Here is a 24884-nt window from a genome sequence, read left to right as displayed (position 1 = left end):
TTATTTTCAGGAGATTGTTTCGCGGCGTGCGCTTTTAGGACGAAATGCTGCTACTACTTTGTCATCGGTTTCGACATACGGCCCGTCCAGCAGCTGTATACAATACGGTACACTTGCAAAGATCCCATGGACGATCACGCTGCCGTCATCCGCTTTTAACCCTTCCAGCGTCTCTTTGATCGACTTAGGCTGGCCCGGCAGATTCAGGATCAGCGCCTGCTTGCGAATCACCCCCACCTGACGGGAGAGGATCGCCGTTGGAACAAAGTGCAGGCTAATCTGGCGCATCTGTTCACCGAAGCCCGGCATTTCACGGTCAGCTATAGCAAGCGTAGCATCTGGTGTCACATCACGACGTGCAGGACCGGTTCCGCCGGTGGTCAGCACCAGGTGGCAGCTCATCTCATCCACCAGCTCACACAACGTCTGCTCGATGATCGGCTGTTCGTCCGGGATCAGGCGGGTCTGGATTTCAAACGGGGTGGTCAGCGCGCTACCCAGCCACTCTTCAAGAGCAGGGATGCCTTTATCCTGATAAACACCGCTTGAGGCGCGGTCAGAAATCGACACTAAGCCGATGCGTAAGGTATTCATATCCATTCCATTCAAAAAGTACTGATTAAAGGGAATGATACACGCAGAGGGGAATTTCAGACAGAGTACGAAAGAAGTCGCGTGACCGGGAGCCCGGTCACGCAGAATGATTACAGCAGATCGCCGATCATTTTTTCCAGTTTTTCCTGGTCAATAGCAAACTTACGGATACCGTCAGCCAGTTTGTCTACCGCCATTGGATCCTGGTTGTGCTGCCACAGGAACTCGGATTCAGTGATACGCTCTGGACGCGCTTTCACTTCACCGATGTAAGACAGTTTACGCTCGATGGTACCTTCGCTCTCAGCCAGCTCTTTCAGCAGCGCTGGTGCGATGGTCAGGCGGTCACAGCCAGCCAGTTCGATGATTTCGCCGACGTTACGGAAGCTTGCGCCCATAACAACGGTCTCATAACCGTGCTGTTTGTAGTATTCGTAGATTTCAGTCACGGAAATCACGCCTGGATCTTCAGACGCGGCGTACTCTTTCTTGTCGGTATTGGCTTTGTACCAGTCCAGAATACGACCCACGAACGGAGAAATCAGGTATACGCCCGCTTCCGCACATGCACGCGCCTGCGCGAAGGAGAACAGCAGCGTCAGGTTACAGTTGATACCGTCTTTTTCCAGCTGTTCAGCAGCGCGGATACCCTGCCAGGTAGAAGCCAGTTTGATCAGGATACGGTCATTGCTGATACCCGCATCGTTATACATTTTGATCAGACGTTTGGCTTTCGCGATAGACGCTTCGGTGTCGTAGGAGAGACGCGCATCCACTTCGGTAGAGATGCGGCCAGGAACCAGTTTAAGGATCTCCAGACCGATGTTCACTGCCAGTTTATCAGTGGCATCCACAACCTGCTGCGCGCGGTCGTTGCTCTGTGCTTTCGCCCAGGTCACAGCGTCGTCAATCAGTTTGCGATACTCAGGGATCTGCGCGGCGTTAAGGATCAGAGAAGGGTTAGTTGTGGCATCCTGCGGCTGGTACAGCTTCATTGCCGCGATATCTCCGGTGTCAGCTACGACAGTGGTGAACTGACGAAGGGAGGTCAATTTATCCGTCATGATAGTGTTTCTCTTTTAACGTGCCCTGGATAATTCACGCTACCGACAGCATGCCTGCAGCGGAAAAATGACAGGTTTACTTGTTAGGGGGATGTAACCGGTCTGCCCTGATGATAACACGACAGAGGGGTAGCGCAACCGCAGACAGTGCGCTTAGCCAATGTATGATAAACTCGGAATATTAAGAGGCAGCTACGTAACAGTACGCCCAATATGTGGTAGCGCTTACATCCTTACCCTGGCATCAACATGAGGGACGTTAATGCCTGATTTCTTTTTCTTTATTAACGAAGTGCTCTGGGGTTCGATAATGATATACCTGCTTCTGGCAGCAGGTATATGGTTTACGTTACGCAGCGGTTTTATCCAGTTTCGTTATATCCGCAAATTTGGCAGAAGTCTGAAAAACAGCGTCACGCCACAACCCGGTGGATTAACCTCGTTCCAGGCGCTGTGCACCAGCCTTGCGGCACGGCTTGGCAGCGGTAACCTGGCGGGGGTCGCGCTGGCTATCAGCGCCGGTGGGCCGGGGGCGGTTTTCTGGATGTGGGTGACGGCAATTATCGGCATGGCAACGTCCTTTGCCGAATGCTCTCTCGCCCAGCTCTATAAAGAAAAAGATCATCATGGCCAGTTTCGCGGTGGCCCTGCCTGGTACATGGCGCGCGGCTTAGGAATGCGCTGGATGGGCGTGCTGTTCTCACTTTTCTTACTCGTCGCCTATGGCCTGATTTTCAACACCGTCCAGGCAAATTCTGTCGCCCATGCCCTGCGCTATGCCTTCGCCTGTCCGGAATGGCTCACCGGCGCGGGGTTAGCCCTCTGCATACTGCTGACCATCTCTACCGGTCTTAAGGGTACAGCCCGCCTGATGCAGTGGCTGGTTCCCATTATGGCCTTGCTCTGGGTTGCGGCCAGCCTGCTGGTCGCTGCGTTGCATATCGACCAGGTGCCGGATGTGATTGCGACCATTTTCAGCAGCGCCTTTGGCTGGCGTGAAGCGGCTTCGGGTGCGCTGGGCTATACCTTTAGCCAGGCGCTGATGGCGGGTTTTCAGCGCGGTATGTTCTCTAACGAAGCCGGAATGGGGTCTACCCCCAATGCCGCGGCGGCGGCCGCTTCCTGGCCCCCTCACCCGGCCGCGCAAGGCATTGTGCAGATGATTGGAGTCTTCACGGACACGATTATTATCTGCTCCTCCAGCGCCATGATCTTGCTGCTGGCAGGCCCAATCTCTCACTCAACGGAAGCCGGCGGGATACAGCTTCTTCAGCAGGCGCTGGTGAACCTTACCGGTGGCTGGGGAGCGGGATTTGTTTCGCTCATTCTGCTGTTGTTCGCCTTCAGCTCAATGGTCGTCAATTACCTTTACGCCGAGAACAACCTCATTTTCCTGAAGCTCAACTCTCGCCCCATGCTCAACCTGTTGCGCCTGGGCATGTTGCTGATGGTCATCGTGGGTTCTCTGCTTAGCATGCCGGTGGTCTGGCAACTGGCGGACGTGATTATGGCGCTGATGGCGATCACCAACCTGACGGCGATTTTGCTGCTCTCGCCCGTAGTCACCCTCATCGCCCGGGACTACCTTCGCCAGCGCAAGCTGGGGGTTCCGCCGGTGTTTGACGCCTCGCGCTATCCCGAAATCAAATCGCAGATTGCGCCCGGCACGTGGGATGATTTGCCGCGGCAATAACAGCTATCGATCAATTCAGGGCGATTTTTTGCTAAAGTCGCCTTAAATTTCCTGCAAGGACTGGATATGCTGATTCTGATTTCACCTGCAAAAACGCTCGACTACCAGAGCCCGCTCGCGACCGAGCGTTATACCCAGCCTGAACTGCTGGACTACTCGCAACAGCTGATTCACGAGGCGCGTAAGCTCTCCGCGCCGCAAATCGCCTCGCTGATGAGCATCAGTGATAAGCTCGCCGATCTCAACGCGACCCGCTTCCATGAGTGGCATCCTGACTTTACTCCTGCGAATGCGCGCCAGGCGCTTCTGGCCTTCAAGGGCGATGTCTATACCGGCCTGCAGGCAGAAGAGTTCAGCGAAGCCGATTTCGATTTTGCCCAGCAGCATCTGCGTATGCTTTCAGGCCTGTACGGCGTGCTGCGCCCGCTGGATCTGATGCAGCCCTATCGTCTGGAGATGGGCATCCGCCTGGAAAACGCCAAAGGCAAAGATCTGTACCATTTCTGGGGCGACATTATCACCGATAAGCTGAACGCAGCCCTGCACGCGCAGGGGGATAACGTGGTGATTAACCTCGCCTCCGATGAATACTTCAAATCGGTGAAGCCGAAAAAGCTCGATGCGGAAATTATTAAACCGGTCTTCCTTGATGAGAAAAACGGCAAGTTTAAGGTCATCAGTTTCTATGCCAAAAAAGCGCGTGGCCTGATGAGCCGCTACATCATTCAAAACCGCCTGACGAAGCCAGAGCAGCTCACCGGATTCAACAGCGAGGGGTATTTCTTTGACGAGGAAGCGTCAGGGAAAGGGGAACTGGTGTTTAAGCGCCACGAACAGTAAAAAAACAACCCCGCCTGCTGGCGGGGTTTGTATTAGTGATGCTTCCAGTCCGGGCCTGGTCGGTGATCGTCGTGGCGGTGGTCATGACGATCGTAACGATCGCGATGCTCATCATGTGGACGCCAGTGGTTATCGCGCCACTCATAATGCGCCTTCCACCAGTCATGGTCGCGCCAGCGGCCGCCGTCCCAGTAATGGCCGTTATTATCCCGATCGCCAATCTGCAGTTTGACCGCCGGAACCAGGGTGATTTCGGATGCCTGTACCGCCATGGGAGCGACCAGCATCAGTGAAAGCGCAATCAGCGCAGGTTTCAGTTTAGACATCGGTGACTCCTTATGATTCTTACCCAACGTGGGCCGATGTAAGGAGATTACGTGAGGGGAACCGGGGATGTTATTCTCTGCAATCCTAAACGCTAAGTGACCGCATTTATTGGGAATTTCTGCTTTTTCCCTGCTATTTTTCTCCTTATTTTCTTCACAAAAAAGCCGGGTGATGCTTCGCTTACCCGGCCTACGATTGAGATTGTTGCAGGCCCGGTAAGCGCAGCGCCACCGGGCAAAAAATCACGCTCGGGTCATCATCAGCTTACGCAGCGCGGCAAAATCCGCTGGCAGCTCATGAGAGAGCAGCGGCAGGTCAGCGCGATCCGCCAGCTCTTTCGGCAGCGGCAGCGTTTCACCCAGAATCTCTTCCACGCTCTCTTTGAATTTTGCCGGATGCGCCGTCCCCAGGAACAGGCCATACTCGCCAGGATTAAGCTGGTCGCGCAGCGCACGGTAAGCAATCGCCGCATGCGGTTCAGAGGTATACCCCACCGCTTTCAGCTCACGCATAGTGCTTTTGGTGGTTTCATCGGTGACCGCCGCATAGCCCAGATCGCCCAGACGCCACACTTTACGGCGGAACAGCTCTTCCACGCGCGGCCAGTTGTTTGGCTGTGACACGTCCATCGCGTTAGAGAGCGTCGCCTGGGTCGCGTTCGGCGCCCATTTACCGTCTTTCAGGAAGCGTGGCACGGTGTCGTTGGCGTTGGTCGCCGCAATAAAGCGTTTCACCGGCAGCCCGAGGGATTTCGCCAGCAGGCCCGCGGTCAGGTCGCCAAAGTTTCCGCTCGGTACCGAAACCACCAGCTGATTACGCGCCTCTTGCGGCAGTTGGGCAACCGCTTCGAAGTAGTAGCAAATCTGCGCCAGCAGGCGGCTGATGTTAATGGAGTTAGCAGAGTTGAGCCCCAGCGCGACTTTCAGCTCTTCATCATCGAAGGCCTGTTTCACCAGTGCCTGACAGGCATCGAAGTCGCCATCTACCGCCACGGTTTCAATGTTACCGCCGAGGGTGCAGAACAGTTTTTCCTGGAGCGGGCTGATCTTGCCTTTCGGATAGAGGATCACCACGCGGACGTTCTTCAGACCGTAAAAAGCATGCGCCACGGCGGCACCGGTATCCCCGGAGGTGGCGGTCAGAATGGTGACCGGCTTGTCGCCGCTGATGTGGGTAAGCATCTGCGCCATAAAGCGGCCGCCGAAGTCTTTAAACGCCAGCGTTGGGCCGTGGAACAGCTCCAGACAGCCCACATCCGGCTCAACCTGCTGAACCGGTGCCGGGAAGGCGAACGCCGCACGTACGCGCTCTTCCAGCAACTCCTGCGGGATTTCGTCGCCGATAAACGCAGACAAAATTTTTGTGCTGCGAGTGACAAAGTCCTGCTTCAGCAGCTCATCAATGTCGGTCAGCTGGAATTCAGGGAGATCGTGAGGGAAGAACAGCCCCTGATTTTTGCCCAGTCCCTGAGTCACCGCCTGCGCGAAGCTGACCTGCTCGTTATGATCTTTCAGATTGTAGAGTTTCATTCGTTATCCCAGTACTCGTGCGCCAGCCGTGTCCAGACGGCAAATATGAACAAAGCCTTCCTGATTTTGCAGGTAGTGTTTAGAGAGCCAGTCCGCCACGCGCTGCGCGGTGTCTGGCTTATCGCACAGGGCGAACAGCGTCGGGCCGGAGCCGGAGATGCCGCACGCCTGCGCGCCAATATCAAGCGATGCCTGTCGCGCCTCATTAAAGCCAGGCAGCAACTTCGTACGATACGGTTCGGCAATCACATCTTTCATCAATTTCGCCGCCAGCTGTGGCTGACGGGTATAACAGGCGTGAATAAAGCCTGCCAGATGACGCCCGTGGGCGATGCAGTCCTGACGGCGATACTGCGCAGGCAGGATCGCCCGCGCTTCCGCGGTAGACACTTTGATACCCGGGTAGGCCAGCACCCACAGCCACTCATCAAACCCTGGCACCTGCTGGCTGATGATGCCATTTTCTTCGATCATCAACTGCATACCGCCGAGGAAACACGGCGCGACGTTATCGTAGTGGATACTGCCAGAGATGCGGCCTTCCAGCTCACCCATTAACCCCAACAGACGGCTATTGTTCAGGGGTTTGCCGCAGTGCTCATTCATCGCCACCAGCGCGGCCACAACAGAGCAGGCACTTGATCCCAGGCCAGAGCCAATCGGCATACTTTTTTCCAGCGTCATGGCGACCGGCACGTTTTTCCCGATCTCCTGACAGAAACGCTCCCAGCACTGATAGACGATATTCTCGCGCGGTTCGGACGGCAGCTTGCTGGCAAAACGTCCCACGTTATTCAGGCTGAAACTTTCTGCCGCTTCCACCGTGACCGTATCGCCCAATAGTGAACCGTCCACCGGCGTCACCGCCGCACCCAGCACATCAAACCCGACGCTCATATTGGCGCTGGAAGCCGGGGCATAAACTTTGACCATGTTAAACTCCTAACTTCCATGACAGGGTACGCAGCAGATCGGCAAACACACCCGCCGCCGTAACATCGTTCCCTGCGCCATAGCCGCGAAGCACCAGCGGCAATGGCTGATAATAGTGGCTGTAAAACGCCAGGGCGTTTTCGCCGTTTTTGACTTTGTACAGCGGATCGTTGCCATCGACTTCGGCAATCTTCACCCGGCACACGCCATCTTCTTCAATGTTGCCAACATAGCGCAATACCTTACCTTCATCACGGGCTTTCGCCACGCGTGCGGCAAAAGCGTCATCCAGCTGCGGTAAATTATCCATAAAGGCGCTGACGTCACCGCTGCTGTCAAATTCAGCCGGCAGCACGGGTTCTATCACGATATCGGAAAGCTCCAGTTCACGGCCCGTTTCGCGCGCCAGAATAAGCAGTTTGCGCGCCACGTCCATACCGGAGAGATCGTCACGCGGATCCGGCTCGGTGTAGCCCAGTTCACGCGCGGCGCGGGTTGCTTCTGAGAGGCTCATCCCTTCATCCAGCTTACCGAAAATAAAGGACAGCGAGCCGGAGAGAATGCCGGAGAAACGTTGCAGTTCATCGCCCGCGTTCAGCAGGTTCTGCAGGTTTTCGATAACCGGCAGGCCCGCCCCCACGTTAGTGTCGTACAGGAACTTGCGACGCGATTTGCTCGCCGCCAGACGCAGCTGGTGATAGTAATCCATCGACGAGGTGTTGGCCTTTTTGTTCGGCGTGACCACATGGAAGCCTTCACGCAGGAAGTCCGCGTACTGATCGGCAACCGCCTGGTTCGACGTACAATCGACAATCACCGGGTTCAGCAGGTGATACTCTTTCACCAGACGGATCAGACGCCCAAGGTTGAACGGCTCTTTTGCCTCGTTCAACTCGGCCTGCCAGTTTTCCAGGTTCAGCCCGTGAACGTTGGTCAGCAGCGCTTTTGAGTTGGCGATCCCGCAGACGCGCAGATCGATATGCTTCTTCTTCAACCACTCCTGCTGACGCTTCACCTGCTCCAGCAGCGCACCGCCAACGCCGCCCACGCCAATCAGGAACAGCTCAATCACCTGATCGGTGTTGAACAGCATCTGATGAACCACGCGTACGCCGGTAGTCGCGTCATCGTTATCAACCACCACCGAAATAGAACGCTCGGATGAGCCCTGGGCAATGGCCACGATATTAATATTGGCGCGCGCCAGCGCGGCAAAGAACTTGGCGGAGATACCGCGCAGCGTGCGCATACCGTCGCCAACCACGGAGATAACCGCAAGACGTTCCTGAATGGATAATGGCTCCAGCAGCTCTTCTTTCAGCTCCAGATAGAACTCTTCTTCCAGCGCACGACGGGCGCGCAGACAGTCACCCTGCGGCACGCAGAAGCTAATGCTGTATTCCGATGAGGACTGGGTGATCAGCACCACAGAGATCCCATTGCGTGACATTGCGGCAAACACGCGCGCCGCCATGCCAACCATCCCTTTCATACCAGGCCCGGAGACGCTGAACATTGCCATGTTGTTGAGGTTGGAGATGCCTTTCACCGGCAGGCCATCTTCGTCTGTGCTGGCGCCAATCAGCGTGCCAGGCGCTTGCGGGTTACCGGTATTTTTAATCAGGCAAGGGATCTGGAACTGGGCAATGGGGGAGATGGTACGAGGGTGAAGCACTTTCGCGCCGAAGTAGGAAAGCTCCATCGCCTCCTGGTAAGACATCGACTTCAGCAGCCTGGCGTCCGGTACCTGGCGCGGGTCGCAGGTGTATACGCCGTCAACGTCAGTCCAGATCTCGCAACAGTCCGCGCGTAAACAGGCGGCCAGCACAGCAGCAGAGTAATCAGAGCCGTTACGGCCCAGCACCACCAGTTCACCCTTTTCATTGCCGGCGGTGAAGCCCGCCATCAGGATCATATGGTCAGAAGGAATTTTGCTCGCAGCGATGCGGCGGGTTGATTCAGCAATATCAACGGTGGATTCGAGGTAGTGGCCCACCGCCAGCAGTTTTTCAACCGGATCAATCACCGTGACGTGATGCCCGCGCGCTTCCAGCAGGCCCGCCATGATGGCGATAGAGAGTTTCTCACCGCGGCAAATTAACGCCGCGTTGATGCTGTCCGGGCACTGACCCAGCAGGCTGATACCGTGCAGCACATGTTTAATCTGGGCAAATTCTTGTTCTACGAAGGCTTTCAGCTGTACGAGCGGGAAACCTGGCTGTGCCTCCGCCAGTCCCTGCAGCAGCTCGGCGAAGATACGCTCGGCATCGCTAATGTTCGGAAGTGCATCCTGACCGCCAATGGTCTTTTCAATCATCGCCACCAGGTGGTTAGTGATTTTTGCCGGCGCAGAGAGAACGGTCGCGACCTGTCCCTGCCTGGCGTTGCTCTCCAGGATATCGGCAACACGCAGAAAGCGTTCTGCATTTGCCACTGATGTACCGCCGAACTTCAACACTCGCATGGTTCTACCTCGTTTCCTTTAGCCGAAAAAAAAGCCCGCACTGTTCAGGTGCGGGCTTTTTTCTGTTTTTCCTGTACGCGTCAGCCCGCATCGTTACCTGTGGTAATGATGATGGTTGTGGTAATGGTGGTGATGCTGATGCGTTTCATGGATGTTGTGTACTCTGTCATTATTATCTGTCTGTGCTGTATTCTTTTAGGGTTAAAGGATCGGGCACCTTAAGTCAATGAATTTTTAATTTGATCACAATTCAGCGGATTCTTACGTCCCGCTGCGTGCAGATTTATTTTCATCCGATTCCGCCAGAGGCAACCCTTAACGTCAGACGCTTACGCCATAGTAAAAACTTATGGCAGCATTTTACTCGGATAATTTTTTTTCGATATCGTGCAGCAAACGGTGCAGCATTGCCGTATCGCGCTGCTCCAGACGCCCAAGACGCTGCTGCAGCCAGTCAGCCATTTTTTGATCATCCGCCACACCAAGTTGCATCAGCAGGTGGTCAACGCGCGTACGCAGCGCGGCCAGCTGGTTTTCGTCGGTACCCACCGCTGGCGGTTGGGGAATTTGTATTAAGGACGCTAATTGATAGCAATAGACCATCACCGCCTGGCCTAAATTCAGGGACGGATAATCCGCGACCATTGGAGCCCCCGTCAGCACATCCGCGAGCGCCAGTTCGTCGTTTGTTAATCCTGAATCTTCCCGCCCAAACACCAGCGCCGCTTTTTCCAGCCACTGGCTTTTCTCGCTCAGCATCGGTACCAGCTCCGCTGGCGTGGCGTAATAGTGGAACTTCGCCCGACTGCGCGCCGTGGTCGCAACGGTAAACGAAATATCGTGCAGCGCGTCGGCGAGCGTGCCGTAAGTGGTTATATTATCAAGAATATCGCCCGACCCGTGCGCCACCCAACGCGCCGCGGGCTCCAGGTGAGCAGCGCTGTCCACAATACGCAAATCGGTGAACCCCATGGTCTTCATGGCACGCGCCGCAGCGCCTATATTTTCAGCTCTGGCTGGCGCAACCAGTACAATCGACAGATGCATTTATGCTCTCTTTTTAATCAGTTAGCGGGGATTACTGTTATGCGCGTCAACATATTACGCGGCGCGAATTTACAATTTTGCAACACAAATCACCGAAATAGCGTTTCATAACAAATTAAAAGCGCTAAACTATTTTGTAGCTGAACAATCATTTAGAATGTTAACAGAACCTGATTATCCTTATGTTTTATAATGATAATAACAGGGTGAATACGCGATTTAAGTTGGATTCGTAACGTTTATCAATCAAGATCCGCAACTAGTTGGTTTATTGAAAAATTGTGACAAAGGCTAGCATTTAGCTATGATGATTTCATCAAACTGTTAACGTGCTACAATTGAACTTGATATATGTCAACGAAGCGTAGTTTTATTGGGTGTCAGGTGTCACTTAGCCTGTTATGTTGCTGTTAAAATGGTTAGGATGACAGCCGTTTTTGACACTGTCGGGTCCAAAGGGAAAGTACCCACGACCAAGCTAATGATGTTGTTGACGTTGATGGAAAGTGCATCAAGAACGCAATTACGTACTTTAGTCACGTTAGCCCGGTCATGTTAATTTGCGACATGCATCAGGCAGGTCAGGGACTTTTGTACTTCCTGTTTCGATTTAGTTGGCAATTTAGGTAGCAAACATGCAGACCCCGCACATTCTTATCGTTGAAGACGAGTTGGTAACACGCAACACGTTGAAGAGCATTTTCGAAGCAGAAGGCTACGATGTCTTTGAAGCGACCGATGGCGCAGAGATGCATCAGATCCTTTCTGAAAATGATATCAACCTGGTCATTATGGATATCAATCTGCCAGGTAAAAACGGCCTTCTGCTGGCGCGCGAACTGCGTGAACAGGCGAACGTCGCATTAATGTTCCTGACAGGCCGTGATAACGAAGTTGATAAGATCCTTGGCCTGGAAATCGGTGCGGATGACTACATCACCAAACCGTTTAACCCACGCGAGTTAACCATTCGTGCACGCAACCTGCTGTCCCGCACCATGAACCTGGGCACCGTCAGCGAAGAGCGTCGTAGCGTAGACAGCTACAAATTCAACGGCTGGGAACTCGATATCAATAGCCGTTCACTGATCAGCCCGAACGGTGAGCAGTACAAACTGCCGCGCAGTGAATTCCGCGCGATGCTGCACTTCTGTGAAAACCCGGGCAAAATTCAGTCCCGTGCAGAACTGCTGAAGAAAATGACCGGCCGTGAGCTGAAGCCACACGACCGTACTGTAGACGTGACCATCCGTCGTATTCGTAAACATTTCGAATCTACGCCAGATACGCCGGAAATCATCGCCACAATTCACGGCGAAGGCTATCGTTTCTGCGGTGACCTGCAGGAGTGATCCCGCAGTCAACACCATAAAAAACGGCGCGAAAGCGCCGTTTTTTTTATTCCCGCCACGGCATAATCGGCACCGCGCTAATCGCGTTTTTCGGTGAGCCTTCCACTACTTTGTCGGAGTAAGCAAGGTAGGCCAGGGTGTTACGTTTAGCATCGTAAAAACGCACCACCTGCAGCTTTTTGAAGACCAGCGACGTCCGTTTCTGGAACACCACATCCCCCTGCGCTTTGCCGTTTTTGATTTTCTCGCTCAGTTCAACCGGCCCGACCTGCTGGCAGGAGATGGCCGCATCGGATGTATCCTCGGCCAGCCCCAGACCGCCTTTTATCCCCCCGGTTTTTGCCCGGCTAACGTAGCAGGTGACGTTTTTCACATCCGGATCGTCAAACGCCTCCACCACAATTTTGTGGTCCGGCCCAAACATTTTAAACACGGTATCGACAGAACCAATCTGTTCCGCCTGCGCCGCGCGGCCCGCTATCAGCAGTAAGGCTGTTAAGAGCAATGTCTTATATTTCATATTGTTACCATTTCTTAATATTACGTTGAGCGATTATTCAACACGTTAGACAAAAATGTAGCAAGATCACAGGATTAGAATATATTCACCCAAAACGCAGGACAAAAAGCATTAATGAGCAAAAAAAACACTGAATGCTAAAACATCAAAAAATGCTATTATCCGCTAACCTGTTATCAGGCACCTGCTGTTTTAAGGATGAGGATAGTATATGGATCAGGCTGGAATTATTCGCGACCTGCTAACCTGGCTGGAAGGTCATCTTGACCAGCCTTTGTCACTGGATAATGTGGCGGCTAAAGCAGGCTATTCCAAGTGGCATCTGCAAAGGATGTTCAAGGATGTCACCGGTCATGCTATCGGTGCCTATATTCGCGCACGTCGTTTATCTAAATCTGCGGTGGCCTTACGCCTGACCGCGCGGCCTATTCTTGATATTGCCCTGCAGTATCGTTTCGACTCGCAACAAACATTCACCCGAGCTTTTAAAAAACAGTTCTCGTTGACGCCGGCACTCTATCGCCGTTCACCTGACTGGAGCTCATACGGTATGCGCCCGCCGCTGCGTCTGGGCGAGTTCGCCATGCCGAAGTACGAAATCATTACCCTGCCGGAAACCCATTTGATCGGTACGACACAGAGCTACACCTGTTCTCTGGAGCAGATTTCTGAGTTCCGCCATCAAATGCGCGTTCAGTTCTGGCGCGACTTCCTGAGCCATGCCCCGGCGATCCCGCCTATCCTGTATGGTCTCAACGAAACGCATCCAAGCCAGGAAAAAGACGACGAGCAGGAGGTGTTCTACACCACCGCGTTAACGCCGGAAATGGCCAATGGCTATATTCAGGGCTCTAAACCGGTCGTGCTGGAAGGCGGAGAGTACGTGATGTTCTCCTACGAAGGGCTGGGAACGGGCGTACAGGAATTCATCCTGACCGTTTACGGAACATGCATGCCTATGCTGAACCTGAATCGCCGTAAAGGTCAGGATATTGAGCGCTACTACCCGGCAAGCGATGCGAAACCGGAAGAAGGCCCCATTAATCTGCGGATGGAATTCTTAATCCCGATCCGTCGTTAGCGCTGCAGTTCATCCAGTGCAGGGGCATCAAGATGCGAAATGTCCCCTGCCATCTCAACGACCCATCCCGACGCCAGCCACGCGCTTTCCTGATAATCAATACGGGAAATAGAGCAGTTGCGCAGGCGCAAACGGCGCTCCGCATAGGCCGGTAACCCCAGAATGGTGCTGACCAGACATCCCAGCGCAATCCCGTGACTCACCAGCAGTGGACGGCTTCCGGCGGGTAGCTTCAGGCATTCCGCCAGCGCAGCATGCATACGCACGCTCAGCTCCTGCATGGATTCGCCCTCAGGGATACGGCCATCTTCGGTACCGTTAACCAGCGTGCGGCGCCAGCCCTCTTCCGTTTCCGTCAGCGTATCGATATGGCGTTTTTCGAGCACCCCCATATCCAGCTCGCGCAGGCGCGGTTCAAGCAGCACATCACAACCACAGGCATCAGCAATTATGCGCGCCGTCTGCTGCGTGCGACCTAAATCGCTGGTGATGACATGGGTAATGCCCAGCGTTCTGGCACGTTCTGCCACCTGCCACGCTTGCTGCACACCCTTTTCAGTGAGAGGACTGTCGGACTGGCCTTGAATACGTCGCTCGGCGTTCCACTGCGTTTCACCGTGGCGAACAAGGTATACCTGTAACATGCTTTTTTTCCGTTATACTGCGATGAGTTTTTTTGAATCGAGCTTAATTATGCACCATGTTGTCTCTGCTACCACCAATCCTGCCAAAATTCAGGCAATTCTAAGGGCATTTGAAGAGATTTTCGGCGAAGGATCCTGCCATATTGATGCCGTCGGCGTCGAGAGTGGCGTTCCTGAACAGCCGTTTGGCAGCGAAGAAACGCGCGCTGGCGCACGAAATCGCGTGTTAAATGCGAAAGCGGCCGCACCCGATGCCGACTTCTGGGTCGCCATTGAAGCGGGAATTGACGAAGGCGCGACGTTTAGCTGGGTGGTTATCGAAAGCCGTGAACAGCGCGGTGAAGCACGCTCGGCCACCCTGCCGCTGCCGGACATCATTCTGGAAAAAGTGCGCGCAGGCGAAGCGCTCGGGCCAGTGATGTCGCAATACACCGGCATTGATGAAATAGGCCGTAAAGAAGGAGCGATTGGCGTCTTTACTGCTGGCGCGCTTACGCGCTCAAGCGTTTACCATCAGGCAGTGATCCTGGCGTTAAGCCCGTTCCATAACGCCATTTATCGTTGAACGTGTAGGCCGGATAAGGCGCAGCCGTCATCCGGCGTTTTTCAGCAATACCGCTTCCAGCCACTGACGCAGCTCAACCGGCGCAGACTTCAGGCTGTTTGAACCGCGGGTGATCGTCGCGATCCCCGCGCCCAGCTCGTTTTTGAGCTCACGCTGGCTCATCTCACCGCGCAGTAACTCTTCGATGATCCGCACGCGCGTGCCCAACGCCTCACGCTCGTCCGGCGTCAGCATCAGTTGCAGCAGGGGTAAATGCAGATCCTGGTCGTAAGACTGGCGGAGCAACTCCACAAAACGAAGCCACTCCTGATGACGTTGTTCGGCCAGTGCCGAGGAATACGGGGAATGCTGGGTCATGTTATGCCGCCTGTTGTACTCATTAACGAGTACAGCATAACACAACCCATCCCAATCAGTAACGTCTCTGCCACTCCGCATCGCTCATCAGGGTATCTTTTTGCCCCATGAAGTAACGGTAATAGGCATCATACGCCAGCACGTTCTTCACGTAGCCGCGCGTTTCTGAGAACGGAATGCTCTCGACAAACGCCACGGCGTCGATGCGTCCGGCGCTGTTACCCAGCCAGGTACGCACACGCCCTGGGCCCGCGTTATACGCCGCAGAGGCGAAAATGCGGTTGTTACCAAACTGCTGATAGACGTACTGCAGATAGCTGGTACCAATGTTGATGTTGGTATCCGGATCCAGCAGCTGTGATGGACTGCTGTATCCCGGGATATTAAACATCTTCACCGTATGCGTCGCCGTGCCCGGCATAATCTGCATCAGGCCGCTGGCCCCTACCGGGGAACGGACTTTCGGGTTCCAGGCGCTCTCCTGACGGGCAATCGCCATGGCATAGCTTTGCGGAATATCTTTACCGCTGGTGTAGCGATCGAACAGATCTTTGTAGGCCAGCGGGAAACGTTCTTCGAGATGATCCCACAGCTTACCGGCGATCGTAGCCTGAACGCTCAGATCCCACCAGTGGTTATCAAAGGCGTAACGGGCAAGCTGGGCTTTCTCATCCGTAGTGCGGCTGGTGACCAGATTCGCCCACTCGCTACGGGCGGTGTTGTCCATATTCCAGTACATCAGCTCGCGCACGCGCGCCATTTCCGGCCCCTGGGTCAACGCCGGGCTGGCGTTACCCGGCGCTTTATCAATGCGGAAGGTGTACTCCTCACCCAGACGCTGCGCGGCCACCATTGGGTAGAAGCCTCGCTGCTGCATCAGCGCGTGGAGGATCTCTTTGGCTTCGTCATCGCGTCCCCGCTCCATCAGCAGATCCGCCTGCCAGTAGCGCCATTCGTCTTTCTCTTTGGCTTCCATCGGCAGACGCGCAAGCCAGGTATTGAGGCCTTTACGATCGCCCGTCCCCAGCGCCATGCGCACGCGACGTTCCACCAGCGACGTGGAGTTGGAGCGCATAATGGCATCGTCCCGCCAGCGGGCCTGTTCGTCGGTTACGTCCGAGCCCATCAGTCTCCACGCCACGATATCGCGCAGTTCCTGGGTTTGCTCTTCATTGAGCTGCTGTGCCTGCACCAGCTGCGGGATCATCAGCCGCGCGTTTTCGACATCGTCACGCGCCACGCTGGCAAAGGCCACCGCCGCCATCTGTCGGGTAAAATCGGTCGCTCCCGTGCTGCGGGCAAAGGTCAGAACGCTGTTGGGGTCGTTTGCCAGCGACATCACGGCCGTGGAAATGGTCTGGTAATCCGACGGCATTTGACCCGCCAGAGCCATCACCAGACGCGTGTTTCCGGCTTTCATCGCCAGACGGATACGTTCAAGGTAAGCCAGCGGATCCTGTTTACCGGAAGCACGCCAGGCACCAAAGAGCGAATCACAGGCGTTCGGCTGGCTTTTCCCGGTCAGCCACAGCTCTTTTGCCCCGGCCCAGGCTTCCTCCTGCTGACCGGTGGCCCATTTTGCATAGTAATAGTTACACTGGGCTTCCGTGGTGTTCGGTTTTTCCGGGCTGAACGCCAGCAGTCCGCGCCAGTCTTCACGACGCGCCAGCTCGTTTACAAAACGAGACTGCAGGTTCCGGGCGGGCGGCAGGGTCGGGTTCGCCTGAATGAAGTTATTCACGGTGACCGTGGGTTGATTCATGAGATCGTCAGTAATCTGGCGATACTCCAGATAGGGATAGAGAGGATAGTCTTTCAGCGTCGGCATCAACGCCTGCACAGTATCCATCTGTTTGTTGTCCCACGCCTGTTTAATCTGGGCGTAGCGGTTACGTTGTTCATCCAGTGAATCGGCATGCACCGCCTGGCTTACCGCCATTACGCATACGCTGGCCGCCAGCAGACGCCAGACCACCCGTTTGGCTTTTTCCACAAGCTCTTCCTCATTGTTTTTTCGTCAATTGCAGCGTCTTGCCACGTCAAAGTCTAATTAACTTATGCTAACCAGGCATCCCGGAACGCGCCACGTTACGGACACTTTTTTACCTTTCCTGCGCGTTTTAACACTCCCGACGTTCCTGGCTGGGATTAGGGCGGGAAAAAGGCTACACTTCGAGGCTGAAATTCCTTTTCATCACGATAAAAGAGGCGAAGTCCAACGTGGCTCAATTCGTTTATACCATGCATCGTGTCGGCAAAGTGGTACCGCCGAAACGTCATATTCTTAAAAATATCTCGCTGAGCTTCTTCCCGGGCGCAAAAATCGGTGTTCTGGGCCTCAACGGTGCCGGTAAGTCCACCCTGCTGCGCATCATGGCCGGCATCGATACAGACATCGAAGGTGAAGCCCGTCCGCAGCCTGGCATCAAAATTGGCTACCTGCCGCAGGAACCTCAGCTGAACCCTGAACACACCGTTCGTGAATCGGTTGAAGAAGCGGTATCCGAAGTGGTTAACGCGCTGAAAGGTCTGGATGAAGTGTATGCCAAATACGCCGAGCCAGATGCGGACTTCGATAAACTGGCCGCTCAGCAAGGCAAATTTGAAGAGATTATCCAGGCGCACGACGGTCACAACCTGAACGTGCAGCTGGAGCGCGCCGCTGACGCCCTGCGTCTGCCGGACTGGGATGCGAAAATCGCCAACCTCTCCGGTGGTGAGCGTCGCCGCGTGGCGCTGTGCCGTCTGCTGCTGGAAAAACCAGACATGCTGCTGCTCGACGAACCCACTAACCACCTGGATGCGGAATCCGTGGCGTGGCTGGAACGCTTCCTGCACGACTTCGAAGGCACCGTGGTGGCGATCACCCACGACCGTTACTTCCTCGATAACGTGGCGGGCTGGATCCTGGAGCTGGACCGCGGCGAGGGTATCCCATGGGAAGGCAACTACTCTTCCTGGCTGGAGCAGAAAGATCAGCGTCTGGCGCAGGAAGCGTCTGCTGAAGCAGCACGCCGTAAGTCTATTGAGAAAGAGCTGGAGTGGGTACGTCAGGGCACGAAGGGCCGTCAGTCTAAGGGCAAAGCCCGTCTGGCACGCTTCGAAGAGCTGAACAACACCGAATACCAGAAACGTAACGAAACCAACGAACTGTTTATTCCACCTGGCGCGCGTCTGGGGGATAAAGTGGTCGAAGTCAGCAACCTGCGTAAATCTTACGGTGACCGCGTGCTGATCGACGATCTCTCCTTCTCCGTACCGAAGGGTGCCATCGTCGGTATCATCGGTCCGAACGGCGCGGGTAAATCCACCCTGTTCCGTATGATGTCCGGTCAGGAGCAGCCAGACAGCGGTTCTATCACCCTGGGTGAAACGGTGAAACTGGCGTCCGTTGACCAGTTCCGTGACGCAATGGATAACAGCAAAACCGTGTGGGAAGAAGTGTCCGGCGGGCTGGATATCATGCGTATCGGCAACACCGAGATGCCAAGCCGTGCCTACGTGGGCCGCTTTAACTTCAAAGGTACCGATCAGGGTAAACGCGTCGGCGAGTTGTCCGGTGGTGAGCGTGGTCGTCTGCATCTGGCGAAGCTGCTGCAGGTTGGCGGTAACGTACTGCTGCTCGATGAACCAACCAACGACCTCGACATCGAAACCCTGCGCGCGCTGGAAAACGCCCTGCTGGAGTTCCCGGGCTGTGCCATGGTTATCTCGCACGACCGTTGGTTCCTTGACCGTATCGCCACCCACATTCTGGACTACCAGGATGAAGGGAAAGTGGAGTTCTTCGAAGGTAACTTCACCGAATACGAAGAGTACAAGAAACGCACGCTGGGCGCAGACGCGCTGGAGCCGAAGCGTATTAAGTACAAGCGTATCGCGAAATAAAAGCACAACGGCAACTTCGGTTGCCGTTTTTTATGTTTGTTCCCTCTCCCATGGGAGAGGGTCAGGGTGAGGGCATCAGGCCGCACATAATTACCTTCCCACGTAGTACCGCCTCACCTCATCAAACTGCATCGCAAACTCGATATAGCTCATCAGCGCAGGCGAATTGAGCTTACGGCTCGGATAGGCGAGCCAGAGATCGTTTCCTTCAACGTTCCACTCCGGTAGCACCTGCACCAGCGCCCCTTTTTCAATTTTATCTTCCAGCAAAAAAGCGGGTAAGAGTGTGATTCCCGCACCAGCTACCGCGCACTCACGGGCATACACAAGATTATCCGTCATATGCGCATTGTCCGGCAGATAGCGGTAATCCTCACTCTCGCTTTGCAGGAGCCATTCAGACCAGGCCTTGTGGGTAATACAGCGGTGATCCACCAGCTGGCGGGGATGGTGCAGCGGCTCCCGGCGTGCCAGATATTCCGGTGATGCCAGCATATAGCGCGGACAGTGGCCAATCATGCGGCCAATCAGCGAGGAGTCCTGCGGTTTACCGGTACGCAGCGCCACGTCAAAGCCAGACTCCACCAGATCGAGCACATCGTCAGAAATAGAGACATCCAGTGAAACGTCAGGATAGCGGAGCTGAAACTCGGCATTCAGGTGTGCCAGTAACGTCGCGCCAATGCCCGCCGGGCAGGTGATGCGAAGCCGTCCGCTGGGGTTTTCACGCAGCCGCTGAATGGCATACTCCGCCCTTTCACTGGCCGCCAGCATCTCGCGACAATGCACCAGATAGTGCTCCCCCGCAAAGGTCAGATTCAGCCTGCGCGTGGTGCGGTTCAGCAGGCGGATCCCCACCTGCTGCTCAAGCTGGCTAATCCGCTGGCTAACGCTGGATTTCGGCAGGTCTGCTTTCTGCGCTGCGGCGGTAAAACTCCCCATCTCCGCCACCAGCGCAAACAGCGCCATATCCTGCAGCTGTTTAAACATGATTGTTCACCCCATACGAACACTCCGTTCTTGATTGTCCATCTTATCATGCGCATGACCACTTAATAGACTAGCCTCAACAAAACGCATTCCATTGAGGAGTTAATCATGTCTGTTAAAGCCATTGCCGTTAATCCTGAAAATCCCGCAGCTTTTATTGAGATCACCCAACCGATGCCACAGCCCGGTGAACACGATCTGCTGGTGGAAGTAAAAGCCGTTTCCATCAACCCGGTCGATACTAAAGTGCATGCGAGTCTTGTTAAAAACGGCCTGCAGGCGCCACGCATTCTCGGCTGGGATGCCAGCGGTGTCGTCAAAGCGGTGGGGACAAGCGTCACCTGTTTCAAACCGGGCGACGAAGTGTGGTACGCCGGCGACATTACCCGTCCGGGCAGTAATGCCACGCACCAGCTGATTGATGCGCGTATTGTCGGACACAAACCGACAAGCCTTGGCTGGGATGCCGCTGCCGCATTGCCGCTGACCGCGCTCACCGCCTGGGAAGGGCTGTTTGAGCGCCTGAATATTCAGGATGCCGGGTCGGACAAAACGCTGCTGATCATCGGCGGTGCCGGCGGCGTAGGCTCCCTTGCGATCCCGTTTGCGAAGCACAACAGCAAGGTCAGGGTCATCGCCACCGCGTCGCGGGAAGACTCAGCCCAGTGGTGTCGCGATCGCGGCGCGGATCTGGTGGTGAATTATCGCGATCTGCAAGGTGAACTGGCCAAACAGGGCATCACCTTTGTGGATTATATTTTCATCCTCAATGATACCGATGGCCACTGGGACGCGGTCAGCGAACTGATTGCGCCGCAGGGACACATCTGCTCCATCGTCGAAAATGCGCACCCGCTGAACCAGGACAAGCTGAAATCCAAATCCGCCGCCCTGCACTGGGAATTCATGTATACCCGCAGCATGTACCAGACTGCCGATATGGGGCGTCAGGGCGAGATCTTAAACGAGGTGGCAAAGCTGGTGGATAACGGCGTGGTGGAGAGCTCGCTCAGCGAAACGCTGCACGGGCTGAGCGTGGAAAGCATTACCGAGGCCCACCGCAAAGTGCTGGACGGGCATATGCGCGGGAAGGTGGTGGTTGCGTTCTGAGTGGATAATTCCCCCTCACCCTGCCCTCTCCCCACGGGGGAGAGGGTAAAGACAGCTCCGTACGATCCCCTCTCCCCCATGGGGAGAGGGTTAGGGAGAGGGGCAAGCCTGTGACTTTACCCCTGCTCCCCCATCATCTCCTTCACCAGCTCGACGCAGCGCAGGAAACGGGTGTCGTAATCCGACGCTTCAACGTGGACAAACTCCACGTTGTTCTCATGAAGCATTTCTACCAGCATCGTCTGGAACTCTTTTCTGTCCACTGAGCTACCGAGGCTGCGCATCCCGTCGGCGACCCACGGCGTGTTGTTTTCCAGCAGTATCACCAGGTCGAAGCGATATTCATCGATCAGCGCCTGTACGAACGGGTGCTCGCGTCCTTCATACTTCTTACAGAAGGCTTGTGTGGTGACAAAATCGGTGTCGATGAAGGCCACTTTGTTGGCGTATTTCACCGCGAAATCAATGTACTGAGCATGGCCTAGCGCGATTTTATCGTAATCAGAATACTGCAGCGCCATCTCGTCTCCCCCCAGATGGGAAAAGACATAATCACGTCCGTATTCCCACGCGCTGGTAGTATTGAAGATATTTGCCAGCTTGTTGACCAGCGTCGATTTCCCGCTGGATTCACCGCCCAGAATCGCAACTGTGCGCACAAAGAACGGCTTCACTTCGGTCGGGATGTAATCCCAGTAGCGGAACGGGTTTTCGCGGATCTGCGCCCCGCTGATGTTCATGAATGTACGCTTAGGATCGATCAGCACCGTTTCAATGCCCAGATGCTCGCGGAACTGCGGTGCGTCGGACTCTTCAGAGGTGTAGATCCAGTTGGGCGCAATGCCCTTCTCTTCCATAAACGCTTTAATGCCGTTGCTCCACACGTCCCAGCCGTGTGGATACGGCTCCATGCCCTCTTCGTTAAAGGCATGAATGCGAATGTTTTTCTGATATTTGAAGGTCTGAAGCAGCCAGCGCAGGCGATCCGGCACCGTCGGCTGCTGCGACATGGCGCTGTCTTCAAACAGCTGACGGTCACGGGTTTCATCGTAACCCATGATGATGTGCAGTTCGTCGACCTGGCTACAGGCGCGCTGGATCAGGTAGATATGGCCGGTATGCAGCGGGTAAAACTTGCCAAACACCACGCCGATGTTCTTTTGCATACGCGGGAATTCAAGCCCCAGAAAGCGATGTAACGCTTCCAGCTTTTGCGCGCTGGGGCTTTTGATTTTGGCGTTCAGCAACTGGCTAAGATAGCCTTTCGTCATGCCGCTGGCGTCAGCCACCTGCTGTAGCGTGCAGCCTTTCTGACGGATTGCGGTCTTGATGTAGTCAAATGATGACATAAATTACGGTGCCTCCTGCAAAATCGAATACGTAATTATAAGTCGTCAAAGACATTTAACGCATCTGCGAGTTTTTTAACGCCAAAGACCTGCATCCCTTCGGGGATCTTCTTCGGCACGTTGGCCGCCGGCACAATCGCCCGGCGGAAGCCATGTTTCGCCGCCTCGGAGATGCGCTCCTGGCCGCTAGGCACCGGGCGGATCTCCCCGGCCAGCCCCACTTCGCCGAAGACCACCAAATCCTGCGGCAGCGGTCTGTCACGCAGACTGGAGACCATCGCCAGCAGCAGCGCCAGATCGGCACTGGTCTCTGAAACTTTCACGCCCCCGACCACGTTGACGAAGACATCCTGATCGGCCATTTGCAGGCCACCATGACGGTGTAGCACCGCCAGCAGGATCGCCAGACGGTTCTGTTCCAGACCGACCGCCACGCGCCGCGGGTTACCCATCATCGAGTGATCCACCAGCGCCTGAATTTCAACGAGCAGCGGGCGCGTCCCCTCCCACAGCACCATCACCGAACTGCCGGAGGTGACTTCATCCCCCCGGCTCAGGAAGATGGCCGACGGGTTGCTGACTTCGCGCAGCCCCTGCTCGGTCATGGCAAATACGCCTAGCTCGTTCACCGCACCAAAGCGGTTTTTGTGGCTGCGCAGGGTACGGAAGCGGGAGTCTGCGTCGCCGTCCAGCATCACGGAGCAGTCGATACAGTGCTCAAGCACTTTTGGCCCCGCCAGGGAGCCGTCTTTTGTAACGTGGCCGACCATTACAATCGCCACGCCGCGGGTTTTGGCAAAACGCGTCAGATACGCGGCGGTCTCACGCACCTGCGCCACGCTGCCCGGCGAGGACTGAATATCCGCCATGTGCATCACCTGGATGGAGTCAATCACCATCAGCTTCGGCTGCTCTTCTTCGGCAATCATGCAGATCTGCTCAATGCTGGTTTCCGACAGCATATTCAGATTGCCGGTAGGCAGACCCAGACGGTGTGCTCGCATCGCCACCTGCTGCAGGGACTCTTCGCCAGTGACGTACAGGGTTTTCATCTGCTCGGCGAGCTTGCAGAGCGTTTGCAGCAGCAGGGTCGATTTACCCGCTCCCGGGTTACCGCCGATCAGGATCGCACTGCCCGGTACCACGCCGCCGCCAAGCACGCGGTCAAATTCTTTGAAGCCGGTGGAGAAGCGCGGCAACGCTTCCAGACTGATTTCTGACAGTTTTTGGACTTTTGCCACACCGGCATTACCCGCATAGCCGCTCAGGCGTTCATTGCGGGCCACGCTCGGCGAAGCCGCCACACCACGCACTTCGGTGATGGTGTTCCAGGCATGACAGGCGCTGCATTGCCCCTGCCAGCGCGGATAATCCGCACCACATTCATTACAGACAAATGCGCGTTTTGGGGCTTTAGCCACGGTTTACCTCGTTATTTCAGTGCGGCCTGCGCGCCGGGTGGCGCTAACGCTTACCCAGCCTACAATCGCATACCGTTATTTCTGATTCAGGCTGCCGGAGAGGATGCAGAACACCCCCATCAGGTCAGCGTGACGGATAGTCACTTCCGTCTTTTCATTCACTTTTGGCTTGGCATGGTAGGCAATGCCAAGACCGGCAACTTTGATCATCGGCAGATCGTTTGCGCCATCGCCAATGGCAACGGTCTGGGCAACCGGAATTTCATATTTCTCGGCCAGTCGGCTCAGCGTATTGGCTTTATACTGCGCATCCACGATATCGCCGAGCACCTGCCCGGTCAGCTTACCGTCCATGATCTCCAGCTCGTTGGCGACCACGGTGGTCAGATGCAGTTTTTCCCGCAGGTAATCCGCGAAGAAGGTAAAGCCACCGGAAGCGATCGCCACTTTCCAGCCCAGCGACTGGAGCTTCAGCACCAGTTGCGTCAGCCCGGGCATCAGCGGCAGTTCATCGCGCACCTGACGCAGGATATTGGCATCGGCCCCTTTGAGGGTCGCCACGCGCTGTCTCAGGCTGGCAGTAAAATCCAGCTCGCCGCGCATCGCGCGCTCGGTCACTTCCGCCACCAGCTCGCCGCTGCCCGCCAGTTTGGCAATCTCATCGATACACTCAATCTGGATGGCGGTAGAGTCCATATCCATCACCAGCAGACCCGGCGTTTTCAGATGCGGGATTTTACCCAGCGGGGCAACGTCCAGCCCGGCATCGTGCGCCAGACGCGTCGCGCGCTGCGTCAGGGAACCGGCCAGGCGAATGACCTGATAATCTTCCACACACCAGGCGGCGACAATCACCATCGCCGCACCCAGTTTAGTTTGATATTGGGTAAGGCGTTGCTTATCCAGGCCGCGTCCGTACAGCAGCCAGCCGCTACGGCCAGCGTGGTAATCCAGAGGCATCACCTCATCGCCACTTAAAGAGAGCGGCAATCCTGGCCATAAAGAGACATCCGTTGGCAGGTCGCACCAGGTAATGTTCGGCATTGAAGCTCCTGTAATTTCGTTCGCGCCGGAAGGTTCAAGAGGGAAAATAACGCATGAGGCTACCCTGTAACC

24 protein-coding genes and 1 other annotated feature are annotated in these 24884 nt (G+C 55.4%); of the genes, 7 read left to right on the top strand and 17 right to left on the bottom strand.

The window, feature by feature from the left end:
* Positions 1-6: 6 nt before the first annotated feature.
* Both mog and tal read right to left on the bottom strand, forming a co-directional pair.
* Positions 7-594, bottom strand: coding sequence for a molybdopterin adenylyltransferase (mog, locus tag ACOTZF_RS03215; protein ID WP_013095516.1), 588 nt, complete (start codon positions 592-594; stop codon positions 7-9).
* Between the two features lie 110 nt (positions 595-704).
* Positions 705-1658, bottom strand: a complete 954-nt coding sequence (tal, locus tag ACOTZF_RS03210) for a transaldolase (RefSeq protein WP_057071055.1) — start codon at positions 1656-1658, stop codon at positions 705-707.
* A gap of 262 nt (positions 1659-1920) precedes the next feature.
* Between tal and ACOTZF_RS03205 the strand changes: the two genes are divergently transcribed.
* On the top strand, positions 1921-3351 hold the full coding sequence (locus tag ACOTZF_RS03205) for an alanine/glycine:cation symporter family protein (protein ID WP_029882677.1): 1431 nt from the start codon (positions 1921-1923) through the stop codon (positions 3349-3351).
* Positions 3352-3417: 66 nt separating this feature from the next.
* Positions 3418-4191, top strand: a complete 774-nt coding sequence (gene yaaA, locus ACOTZF_RS03200; RefSeq protein WP_013095513.1) for a peroxide stress protein YaaA — start codon at positions 3418-3420, stop codon at positions 4189-4191.
* 32 nt (positions 4192-4223) lie between these two features.
* Here yaaA and ACOTZF_RS03195 read toward each other — a convergent pair whose 3' ends face one another.
* The 7 genes from ACOTZF_RS03195 to yjjY all read right to left on the bottom strand — a co-directional run bounded on the left by ACOTZF_RS03195 (position 4224) and on the right by yjjY (position 11031).
* Complete coding sequence (locus ACOTZF_RS03195; protein ID WP_129252053.1) at positions 4224-4517, bottom strand: DUF2502 domain-containing protein; 294 nt, start codon at positions 4515-4517, stop codon at positions 4224-4226.
* 243 nt (positions 4518-4760) lie between these two features.
* A complete protein-coding gene (gene thrC, locus ACOTZF_RS03190) occupies positions 4761-6047 on the bottom strand; it encodes a threonine synthase (RefSeq protein WP_129252055.1) in 1287 nt (428 codons plus the stop codon).
* Positions 6048-6050: 3 nt separating this feature from the next.
* Complete coding sequence (gene thrB / locus ACOTZF_RS03185; RefSeq protein ID WP_013095510.1) at positions 6051-6980, bottom strand: homoserine kinase; 930 nt, start codon at positions 6978-6980, stop codon at positions 6051-6053.
* 1 nt (position 6981) lies between these two features.
* Complete coding sequence (thrA, locus tag ACOTZF_RS03180; RefSeq protein WP_013095509.1) at positions 6982-9444, bottom strand: bifunctional aspartate kinase/homoserine dehydrogenase I; 2463 nt, start codon at positions 9442-9444, stop codon at positions 6982-6984.
* A gap of 24 nt (positions 9445-9468) precedes the next feature.
* Positions 9469-9586, bottom strand: a sequence feature (Thr leader region).
* The gene (gene thrL, locus ACOTZF_RS03175) at positions 9525-9593 is read right to left on the bottom strand and encodes a thr operon leader peptide (protein ID WP_015572623.1); all 69 of its coding nucleotides are present in this window, start codon (positions 9591-9593) and stop codon (positions 9525-9527) included. (Overlaps the previous feature by 62 nt.)
* A 211-nt stretch (positions 9594-9804) precedes the next feature.
* Positions 9805-10491, bottom strand: coding sequence for a tRNA/rRNA methyltransferase (locus tag ACOTZF_RS03170; protein ID WP_129252056.1), 687 nt, complete (start codon positions 10489-10491; stop codon positions 9805-9807).
* A 399-nt stretch (positions 10492-10890) separates the two neighbouring features.
* Positions 10891-11031 (bottom strand): protein YjjY, encoded by a 141-nt coding sequence (yjjY, locus tag ACOTZF_RS03165; RefSeq protein ID WP_001541509.1) that lies wholly within the window; start codon positions 11029-11031, stop codon positions 10891-10893.
* A gap of 95 nt (positions 11032-11126) precedes the next feature.
* On the opposite strand from yjjY, the gene arcA reads away from it, so the two are divergent.
* Positions 11127-11843, top strand: coding sequence for a two-component system response regulator ArcA (gene arcA, locus ACOTZF_RS03160; protein ID WP_003856501.1), 717 nt, complete (start codon positions 11127-11129; stop codon positions 11841-11843).
* 46 nt (positions 11844-11889) lie between these two features.
* Here the strand turns inward: arcA and creA are convergent, their stop codons facing one another.
* On the bottom strand, positions 11890-12363 hold the full coding sequence (creA, locus tag ACOTZF_RS03155; protein ID WP_013095506.1) for a protein CreA: 474 nt from the start codon (positions 12361-12363) through the stop codon (positions 11890-11892).
* Positions 12364-12574: 211 nt separating this feature from the next.
* Between creA and robA the strand changes: the two genes are divergently transcribed.
* On the top strand, positions 12575-13444 hold the full coding sequence (gene robA / locus ACOTZF_RS03150) for an MDR efflux pump AcrAB transcriptional activator RobA (RefSeq protein ID WP_013095505.1): 870 nt from the start codon (positions 12575-12577) through the stop codon (positions 13442-13444).
* On the opposite strand, the gene gpmB is transcribed toward robA, so the two are convergent.
* A complete protein-coding gene (gene gpmB / locus ACOTZF_RS03145; protein ID WP_013095504.1) occupies positions 13441-14088 on the bottom strand; it encodes a 2,3-diphosphoglycerate-dependent phosphoglycerate mutase GpmB in 648 nt (215 codons plus the stop codon). The two genes, robA and gpmB, sit on opposite strands and share 4 nt — an antisense overlap.
* Before the next feature lie 49 nt (positions 14089-14137).
* On the opposite strand from gpmB, the gene yjjX reads away from it, so the two are divergent.
* The gene (yjjX, locus tag ACOTZF_RS03140; RefSeq protein WP_029882672.1) at positions 14138-14653 is read left to right on the top strand and encodes an inosine/xanthosine triphosphatase; all 516 of its coding nucleotides are present in this window, start codon (positions 14138-14140) and stop codon (positions 14651-14653) included.
* Positions 14654-14680: 27 nt separating this feature from the next.
* Here yjjX and trpR read toward each other — a convergent pair whose 3' ends face one another.
* Together trpR and sltY are read right to left on the bottom strand one after the other, a co-directional pair.
* On the bottom strand, positions 14681-15010 hold the full coding sequence (gene trpR, locus ACOTZF_RS03135; protein ID WP_013095502.1) for a trp operon repressor: 330 nt from the start codon (positions 15008-15010) through the stop codon (positions 14681-14683).
* A 55-nt stretch (positions 15011-15065) separates the two neighbouring features.
* Positions 15066-17003, bottom strand: coding sequence for a murein transglycosylase (gene sltY / locus ACOTZF_RS03130; RefSeq protein WP_013095501.1), 1938 nt, complete (start codon positions 17001-17003; stop codon positions 15066-15068).
* Positions 17004-17230: 227 nt separating this feature from the next.
* Here sltY and ettA point away from each other — a divergent pair, with 227 nt between their 5' ends.
* The gene (gene ettA / locus ACOTZF_RS03125) at positions 17231-18898 is read left to right on the top strand and encodes an energy-dependent translational throttle protein EttA (RefSeq protein WP_013095500.1); all 1668 of its coding nucleotides are present in this window, start codon (positions 17231-17233) and stop codon (positions 18896-18898) included.
* A gap of 90 nt (positions 18899-18988) precedes the next feature.
* Here the strand turns inward: ettA and ACOTZF_RS03120 are convergent, their stop codons facing one another.
* Positions 18989-19888, bottom strand: coding sequence for a LysR family transcriptional regulator (locus ACOTZF_RS03120; protein WP_058661980.1), 900 nt, complete (start codon positions 19886-19888; stop codon positions 18989-18991).
* A gap of 108 nt (positions 19889-19996) precedes the next feature.
* On the opposite strand from ACOTZF_RS03120, the gene ACOTZF_RS03115 reads away from it, so the two are divergent.
* Positions 19997-20998: a zinc-binding alcohol dehydrogenase family protein gene (locus tag ACOTZF_RS03115; protein ID WP_129252058.1), complete on the top strand. Its 1002-nt coding sequence runs from the start codon at positions 19997-19999 to the stop codon at positions 20996-20998.
* Positions 20999-21114: 116 nt separating this feature from the next.
* On the opposite strand, the gene nadR is transcribed toward ACOTZF_RS03115, so the two are convergent.
* From nadR to serB, 3 genes are all read right to left on the bottom strand, one after another.
* Positions 21115-22347 (bottom strand): multifunctional transcriptional regulator/nicotinamide-nucleotide adenylyltransferase/ribosylnicotinamide kinase NadR, encoded by a 1233-nt coding sequence (gene nadR, locus ACOTZF_RS03110; protein WP_014830583.1) that lies wholly within the window; start codon positions 22345-22347, stop codon positions 21115-21117.
* A gap of 35 nt (positions 22348-22382) precedes the next feature.
* Positions 22383-23768: a DNA repair protein RadA gene (gene radA / locus ACOTZF_RS03105; RefSeq protein ID WP_013095496.1), complete on the bottom strand. Its 1386-nt coding sequence runs from the start codon at positions 23766-23768 to the stop codon at positions 22383-22385.
* 75 nt (positions 23769-23843) lie between these two features.
* Positions 23844-24812 (bottom strand): phosphoserine phosphatase, encoded by a 969-nt coding sequence (gene serB / locus ACOTZF_RS03100; protein ID WP_013095495.1) that lies wholly within the window; start codon positions 24810-24812, stop codon positions 23844-23846.
* Between the last annotated feature and the right edge of the window lie 72 nt (positions 24813-24884).

It is taken from the genome of Enterobacter cloacae complex sp. SHL021, from assembly GCF_049237765.1.
Taxonomy (GTDB): Bacteria; Pseudomonadota; Gammaproteobacteria; order Enterobacterales; family Enterobacteriaceae; genus Enterobacter; species Enterobacter cloacae.
The sequence above is the reverse complement of the archived record's forward strand: the minus strand, read 5'-3'. Positions and strand labels throughout refer to the sequence as shown.